This is a genomic window from Variovorax sp. YR750 (genome assembly GCF_900109805.1).
Taxonomy (GTDB): Bacteria; Pseudomonadota; Gammaproteobacteria; order Burkholderiales; family Burkholderiaceae_C; genus Variovorax; species Variovorax gossypii.
On the sequence record NZ_FOBJ01000046.1, the window covers coordinates 1 to 2,793 of the forward strand.

2 protein-coding genes are annotated in these 2,793 nt (G+C 66.0%); both read left to right on the plus strand.

What is annotated here, in order from left to right; translation table 11 throughout:
* Window positions 1-481, plus strand: a 481-nt coding sequence (locus BMY35_RS37440; RefSeq protein WP_218153049.1) for a hypothetical protein, incomplete at its 5' end; no start/stop codon positions are given.
* A gap of 102 nt (window positions 482-583) precedes the next feature.
* A partial coding sequence (locus tag BMY35_RS37445) for a beta-ketoacyl synthase N-terminal-like domain-containing protein (RefSeq protein WP_218153050.1) occupies window positions 584-2,793 on the plus strand: 2,210 nt, incomplete at its 3' end.

The window sequence follows — 2,793 nt, forward strand, 5'->3', positions numbered from 1 at the left end:
GGGGCGTGAGGCGATGGAGGTGAGGCTGGCGTGCGTGGTGAGCACGCTGGAGGAGCTCAAGGCCAAGCTGGCGCAGTACCTGGCGGAAGCGAAGGGCATCGACGGGCTCTACAGGGGCACCGCCCGGCGCGACAAGGATGCCTTGGCCGTCTTCGGTACCGACGAAGAATTGCAGGAAGCGGTCGACAAGTGGGTGGCGCGCGGCAAGTGGCACAAGCTCGTCGAGCTGTGGGTGCGAGGACTGGCGTTCGACTGGACGGGGCTTTACGGCGATGTGCCGCCGAGGCGGATCAGCCTGCCGACCTATCCGTTCGCAAAGGAACGCTATTGGCCGATGTCAAACGACAGCGGACTGCCGTCAAGGCCCATTGCGAAGCTCGAGGACGACGCGCAGCTTCGGCGGTGGGAGTCCTTGCTGGCGGAGATCGAGATCGGGGCCTTGAGCGCGGACGCAGCGTTGGCGCTTGCGGTACAGGAATAGCCGGTGGCGATTGAGATGTCGACGTCGGATCCGTCGCGGTCGCCACGCGGAGATCGTATTGATCAATTGATTCCGGCTTGGCCGGACCATGGAGAACAATTCATGATGCAGCATTTCAGTTCGGTGTTCACGGGAGAAGAGTTTTTTCTTGCGGACAACGTAATCCAGGGACGGCGGGTGCTGCCGCTGGTGGCGTATCTCGAGTTGGCGCGGGCGGCGGTGGTTCAGACGCTGGAACTCGCGCCGCCGCAGGCGCTGGGGGTGCGGCTGGAGCAGGTGGTCTTCGCGCAGCCGGTGGTGGTAGGCGAAGCGCCGGTAGAGGTGCACATCGCGCTGCAGCCGCACGAAGGCGAAGCGATCGGCTTCGAGGTGTACACCCAGGCGTCGGACGAGGATGAGGCGCGCGTGCATGCGAAGGGACAGGCTCGGGTTCTTGCGCCGGTGGAGGCGCCGGTCGAGGATCTGGAAGGTCTGCGTGCGTTGTGCCCGCAGGTGTTCTCGGCCGAGGACTGCTATGAGGGCCTGGCGCGGATGGGGTTGGTCTACGGGCCGACGTTTCGGGCGTTGGCGGAGGTCCGCGTGGGACGGGACACTGCAGGTCGGCCGCTGGCGATGGGTGCGTTGAATCTGCCTGCGCAGGCGAGCGACCCGCTGGGCGCTTTCGCATTGCCTCCGAGCCTGCTGGGCGGAGCGCTCCAGGCGTCAATGGGGTTGTTCCTCTCGCGATCGCAGGACGGGCCGTCTCTGCCGTTTGCTGGGGAGACGGTGGACGCGGTAGAGGTGTTCGGCCCGGTGCCAGTACAGGCCATTGCACTGGTGCGGCAAAACGCGGGAGGTTCGGCCGGCGATGCGGTGCTGAAGCTCGACGTGTCGCTGGCGGACGTGCAGGGCCGGGTGTGCGTGCGACTCCAGGTGACAGCGACCTCGGGTGACCGGAGCCCTCTCGAGCAGGAGGCGTGGGCAGCGCCGCTGCACGCCGGGCGCCTGGAGTCGGCTGCCGAGCTAGCAGAGGATCAGCAGGTGCTGCAGGAGAGGGTGCTGCACCGCCTCCTGACGCTGTTCTCCAAGGTGGCGAAGATCGACGCGGACAGGATCGATCCCGAGGAGGCGCTGGAGCGTTACGGGATTGACTCGGTGATGGTGTCCCAGCTCAATCTGGCACTGAACGGGATCTTCGGCGAAGAAATCCCCAAGACACTGCTCTTCGAGTACCGGACGCTGAGTGCCCTGGCCGGCTACCTGGCGGCCGAGTACCCGCAGACGTGTGCGCAATGGAGCGGCTTCACAAAGTCGTCGGTCCGGGCCTCGTCCGATCAGGCCGTGGATAACGCTTTGGCGAAGGCCGGGCAAAGGCCGCATGCATCGCGGGCGGCCGCGTCTTTTCGGCAGGTCGATCGAGAACCCATTGCCATTGTGGGTCTGGGCGGGCGGTATCCGAAGGCTGCGACGCTGGAGGCCTTCTGGGAGAACCTCAAGCAGGGCGTGAATTGCATCGGCGAGATTCCGTCGGAGCGCTGGTCGCTGGAGGGTTTCTATCACCCGGACCCGGACCAGGCCGCGGCACAGGGCAAGAGCTACGGGAAGTGGGGCGGATTCCTGGAAGGATTCGCCGAGTTCGATCCGTTGTTCTTCGGGATCTCGCCGCGCGAGGCCGAGACCATGGATCCCCAGGAGCGTCTGTTCGTGCAGGCGTGCTGGGAGGCGCTGGAGGACGCGGGCTACACGCGTGCGCGACTGGCGGCGCTGCACAAGGGACGGGTGGGCGTCTATGCCGGGATCACGAAGATCGGCCACGAGTTGTACGGGCCGGAGCTGAGGCGGCAGGGCACGCAGGCGCTGCCGCAGACCTCGTTCAGCTCGGTGGCCAACCGGGTGTCGTACCTGTTCGACTTCCACGGCCCCAGCATGCCGCTGGACACGATGTGCTCGGCCTCCTTCACGGCGATCCACGAGGCCTGCGAGCATCTGCTGCGAGGCGAATGCGAGGTGGCGCTTGCCGGCGGCGTGAACTTGAATCTCCATCCGTCGAACTACCTCACCATGTCTGCAGTTCGAATGCTCTCGACGGAGGGGCTGTGCAGAAGCTTCGGTGCGGGAGGCGATGGCTACGTGCCGGGCGAGGGCGTAGGGGTGCTGTTCCTGAAGCGGCTCTCGCTTGCGGAGGCCGATGGTGACCAGATCTACGGCGTGATCAAGGCGACGGCGATCAACCACGGCGGGAAGACCAACGGCTACACGGTGCCCAACCCGCAGGCGCAGGGAGAGTTGATCGAGGATGCACTGCGCAAGGCGGGCGTGCACCCGCGCACCAT